Source organism: Gordonibacter pamelaeae 7-10-1-b, from assembly GCF_000210055.1.
Lineage (GTDB): Bacteria > Actinomycetota > Coriobacteriia > Coriobacteriales > Eggerthellaceae > Gordonibacter > Gordonibacter pamelaeae.
The window spans coordinates 337919-342029 of the sequence record NC_021021.1 but is presented as its reverse complement, the minus strand read 5'-3'; the positions used below and the strand labels follow the sequence as shown (position 1 = coordinate 342029).

Below are 4111 nucleotides of genomic sequence, written 5' to 3'. Positions count from 1 at the left end.
CGGCATCTCCGGGGGGCGCGGCGGCCCCCTCGGCGGCGATCGAGCGCAGCGTGTCGTCGCTCGTGGACGCGGCGGCAACGGCCGCCATGCGCCCGGTCAGCGGAAACCCGCACTCGTTGCAGAATTTCGCGCCCTCTTTGTTCTCTGATCGGCAGTTCGGACAGATCATGCTCATGCGTCTCCCTCGCGAAGTCAACTCCGCTGCGTATTGTAACGGAAAATCAGCGGGCGCGGCAGGGTATCCGGGCGATAGCCGGTTTCGCGACAATACCTGCAAGAGGACGCCGTGACGGGCGGCGATGCCCGGCGCACGCCGAAGCCGCAGGCGGCTTCCAGCGGGGGCGGCCGCCCCCTACGCGCCCTCGCCGTAGCCGAAGCGGCGGATCTGGCTCGCGTCGCGGCGCCAGTTCTTCTTCACCTTCACAGAGAGATCCAGATACACCCGCGTGCCCAGCAGTTGCTCCAGGTCGGCGCGGGCCTCGGTGCCGATCTGCTTGATGGCGGCGCCCTTCTTCCCGATGATGATGCCCTTCTGGCTGTCGCGCTCCACGTAGACGGTGGCGAAGATGCGGTGGAGGTCCTTCTTCTTGTCGTACTCCATCTCGTCGACGCGCACACCGATGGCATGGGGCACCTCGTCGTGGAACGAGCGCAGGATCTTCTCGCGGATGAACTCGGCCACCACCACCTCGATGGGCTGGTCGGTCTCCATGTCGGCCGGGAACCATGCGGGGCCCTCCGGCAGCAGGTACACGACCTCCTCCACGAAGGCGTCCACGTTCTTGCCGGTGGCCGACGACAGGCCCACCATGGCGTCCCACGCGCCCAGGGCCTCGGCGGCCTCGCGCTGGGCGGAGATCTGCTTCTCCGTTGCCAGGTCCAGCTTCGACAGCACGCAGATCTTCTTCGAGCGCACGCGGGAGAGCTGCTCGGCAACCCACTCGTCGCCGCGGCCGATGGGCTGCGAGGCGTCGATGAGCATGGCCACCACGTCCACGTCCTCGAGCGCCTTGAGCGCCGAGGTGTTCAGCTCCTCGCCCAGCGCGTCGTGGGGCTTGTGCAGGCCCGGCGTGTCCACCAAGATGAGCTGGAAGTCCTCGCGCGTGAGCACGGCGCGGAAGCGGTGCCGCGTGGTCTGCGCCGTGTCGGACGTGATGGCTATCTTCTTGCCCATGATGGCGTTGATGAGCGTGGACTTGCCGGCGTTCGGCCTGCCCACGAGCGTGACGAAGCCGGACTTGAAGCCTTCTGCGTGCGGTTGGAAATCCATAGCGTGCATCCTTATGATCGACATTCGGGACAACCCCCCGGTCGTCCGTTCCAGCAAGGGGAAAGCAGGCGCGCGCTAGCCGAAGAAGAGCGCCCATGCGCGCGGGCCGAACACCACGGCGGCCACGACCAGGGCCACGATGGCGAACACGAGCACGGCGCCCGCCCCGCAGTCCTTCGCCCGGCGGGCCAGCTCGTGGTACTCGGGCGACACGAGGTCCACCACGCTCTCGATGGCCGTGTTCACGCACTCGGCCGCGAACACCGCGGCGATGCAGAGGATCACGGCGGCCCAGGAGGCCCCGTCGATGCGCAGCGCGAATCCCAGCGCCACGGCCAGCACGGCGATGCCCAGATGTATCTTCATGTTGCGCTGCGTGCGCACGGCGTAGACGATGCCGTCCCATGCGCACCTGAACGCGCAGACGAGCGAGAAGCGCGAGCGCGCGCCCTTGTCGGCGTCGTTGCGCACGAAGCCCTCGCCGCAGCAGGGGGGCTCGTTGCGCGCGCCGCTCCCGCCCCTGTCGGGAACGTCCACGAGATCGTCCTCCACCGCCGTTTCCGCAGCCACGCCGCCTCCCCGCCTCTCCGCTACACCGTGCGCTTCGACCACGCCTCGAGGATCTCGGCCTCGCGCTTCTCCATGACCTCGGCCTCGTCGTCGGCTATATGGTCGTAGCCGCACAGGTGCAGCAGGCCGTGCACGAGCAAGAGGCTGATCTCCTCCTCGAACGACGTGCCGAACTCGCGCGTCTGGCGGGCGGCCACGTCGGGGGCGATGATCACGTCGCCCAGCTCGTAGACGGGGTCCTCGGCCAGCGTCATGGCCGACAGGTCGTCGTTCACGCCGTCGCACTCGAAGGACAGCACGTCGGTCGGGCCCTCCTTGTGGCGGTACCTCTCGTTGAGCTCGGCGATGGCCTCGTCGGTGACGAAGCTCACGGACACCTCCGTGTTGAAGGGCTTGTCCTCGCGCGCGAGCACGAACTGGGCCAGCTCGTGCAGCGGCAGCTTCTCCAGCTCGTCTTTGCGGTAGTCGTAGTTGATCTGGATGTCCATGTTGCTATGCCTTCCTGGTGGCCTCGTCGTAGGCGGACACGATGGCCGCCACGAGCGAGTGGCGCACCACGTCCTTGCCGGTGAAGTCGCAAAACGCTATATCGTCGATGCCCTCGAGGATGCCGCGCACGCCCTTGAGCCCCGAGATGCCGCGCGGCAGGTCGAGCTGGGTCACGTCGCCGGTCACCACCATCTTCGAGCCGAAGCCCAGGCGCGTGAGGAACATCTTCATCTGCTCGGGCGTGGTGTTCTGCGCCTCGTCGAGGATGATGAAGCTGTCGTTCAGGGTGCGCCCGCGCATGAACGCGAGCGGGGCGATCTCGATGACGCCGCTCTCGATGAGCTGGGTGGCGCGCTCCATGTCGGTCATGTCGAACAGCGCGTCGTAGAGCGGGCGGATGTAGGGGTCCACCTTCTCGGTGAGGGTGCCGGGCAGGAAGCCCAGGCTCTCCCCCGCCTCCACCACGGGGCGCGTGAGGATGATGCGGCCGACCTCCTTGCGCTTGAGCGCGGCCACGGCCATGGCCATGGCGAGGTAGGTCTTGCCGGTGCCCGCCGGCCCGATGCCGAAGGTGATGGTGTGCTCGCGGATGGCGTCCACGTAGCGCTTCTGGCCCGCGGTCTTGGGGCGGATGGCCCGCCCGCGGTACGTGAGCAGGATGTCCTCGCGCAGCGCCTGCGGGCTGAACTCAGCCGTGCGCAAGAGGTCGATGGCGTGGCGCACGTACTCGAGCGTGGGCTCGCCGCCGCCTTCCACGAGCTTGATGAGATCGGAGAACAGCGCCGTGAGCGACTGCACCTCGAGCGGGTCGCCCTCGAGCACGATGGTGTCGCCGCGCACGGTGATGCGGGCGGCGAAGGCGTCTTGCACGACATGGAGGATCTCGTCGGCCGGTCCCACGATGAGCGCCATGTTCACGCTCTGCGGGGCCGTGAGGGTGATTTGCGTCTGGTCTGTCATGAGGGCATTGTACCACGTGCCGCTGCGGCCGACCTCGATGTCATCGAACCGACAAGGGAATATAGTGCAGGTGCCCAATTTTGCGACGGAACGGCGAGGCGGCGACGGCCGTCCGCCGGCGGGCGCGTCACGCAAGCCGGTAGGCCCACAGCGCCTTCGTCTGGCCGAGCACCGTGTCCACGTTCCACGTCCTGCCCGAGCGCTCGGCCGAGTACGGGTCGTTGATGGCGAGGTTCCCCTCGTCGTCGATGCCCGTGATGACGAGGAAATGGCCGTTGTCGGTGAAGTCGCCGGGGCCCACGTTGCAGATGAGCACCGCACCGCCTTCGAGCGCGGCGCGCACGCTGTCGGCGTCGGCGGCGAGCGCCGCGCAAGAGAGCCCGAGCGAGGCAGCCTCGTTGACGAGGAACGCCGCGTCGGTGCCGTCGAACTGCGTCTCGTAGCCGCCCTCGCTCGCGCGCCTGCCCATGTCGTAGGGCGAGAGGTCGCCCTTGCCCGTAAGGCCCTGGTAGACCATGGAAAGCGACGTGGGGCAGCAGCCCGTCAGCGCAAAGGCCGTGGAGCTGTAGACGGTGGAGCCCCAGCGGGAATCCCACTGGTAGAGGCGCGGCACCTGGCCGGGTTCGGGGTCGTCCGTGTCGAGCGCGCTCTCGGCGGGGTAGGCGTCGGGGAACGTGCGCACGAAGGACCGGGCCTCGGGCTCGACGGCGGCCAGCTTGAGCAGCTTGTACTGCACGGCCGCGCCGTCGACGGCGTAGGCGTCCGGATGGGCGGCGACCCATGCGGCGTCGTCGCTCGTCCCGGCCGCCTGGACGAGCTGGG

The 4111-nt window shown here is 68.2% G+C and carries 6 protein-coding genes; all 6 read right to left on the bottom strand.

Features of this window, described 5'->3' with window-relative positions:
* On the bottom strand, nt 1–169 hold a 169-nt coding region (locus GPA_RS17790), incomplete at its 3' end, for a zinc-ribbon domain-containing protein (RefSeq protein ID WP_156791105.1).
* A gap of 183 nt (nt 170–352) precedes the next feature.
* The gene (gene era / locus GPA_RS01550; RefSeq protein WP_015538747.1) at nt 353–1270 is read right to left on the bottom strand and encodes a GTPase Era; all 918 of its coding nucleotides are present in this window, start codon (nt 1268–1270) and stop codon (nt 353–355) included.
* A 75-nt stretch (nt 1271–1345) separates the two neighbouring features.
* Entirely contained in the window at nt 1346–1840 is a 495-nt protein-coding gene (locus GPA_RS01545; RefSeq protein ID WP_231847539.1) for a diacylglycerol kinase family protein, read from the bottom strand.
* Between the two features lie 20 nt (nt 1841–1860).
* Nucleotides 1861–2328: an rRNA maturation RNase YbeY gene (gene ybeY, locus GPA_RS01540; RefSeq protein ID WP_015538746.1), complete on the bottom strand. Its 468-nt coding sequence runs from the start codon at nt 2326–2328 to the stop codon at nt 1861–1863.
* Between the two features lie 4 nt (nt 2329–2332).
* Nucleotides 2333–3289: a PhoH family protein gene (locus GPA_RS01535; protein WP_015538745.1), complete on the bottom strand. Its 957-nt coding sequence runs from the start codon at nt 3287–3289 to the stop codon at nt 2333–2335.
* 127 nt (nt 3290–3416) lie between these two features.
* On the bottom strand, nt 3417–4111 hold a 695-nt coding region (locus GPA_RS01530), incomplete at its 5' end, for a C39 family peptidase (protein ID WP_197533055.1).